The sequence below is a fragment of the Methylobacterium nigriterrae genome, from assembly GCF_037106235.1.
In the GTDB taxonomy this organism is placed as follows: Bacteria; Pseudomonadota; Alphaproteobacteria; order Rhizobiales; family Beijerinckiaceae; genus Methylobacterium; species Methylobacterium nigriterrae.
The window spans coordinates 1-443 of the sequence record NZ_JBAWTG010000555.1; the positions used below are offsets into that span (position 1 = coordinate 1).

Genomic DNA, 443 nt, shown 5'->3' on the forward strand with positions numbered 1-443 from the left:
GAGAAAAAGAAAAGGGCGGCCGAAGCGGCCGCCCCTCTGGCTTGTGGTGAACCCGGGATCGCGGCCGGAGTTCAGAGGCTCGTGCGCCTCAGCGAACGATCGAGGGGCTCTGCGCGACGCTGGAGAATGCCTTGCTGGCCTCCTCGACGGCGCGGGCCGAGGTCTCGGTGATTGCCCGGCTGTCCTGAACGATGTGCTGCAGGCTCTCGCGAACCAACTCGCTCTGAACGGCGGCGAACTCCTGGACCGACTTGGCCCGGGTCAGCTTGTTGAGGCCGTCGAGGTTGCGCTGCCACTGGCTCTGAGCCAGACCGAACCAGCTGCGCGAGCTGTCCTGGAACGCCTGGGTCAGCACCGTGCCGCAGCGCGTGACCGCTTCCACGTTCTGCTTGGACTGGCGGGCCAGCCGCTCGCTGTCTTCCCCGGTGAAGCCCAGCGTCTTC

General features: G+C 67.0%; 1 protein-coding gene. It reads right to left on the reverse strand.

The window, feature by feature from the left end:
- Positions 1 to 88 precede the first annotated feature (88 nt).
- Positions 89 to 443, reverse strand: a 355-nt coding sequence (locus WDW90_RS38215) for a phasin family protein (protein ID WP_336492887.1), incomplete at its 5' end; no start/stop codon positions are given.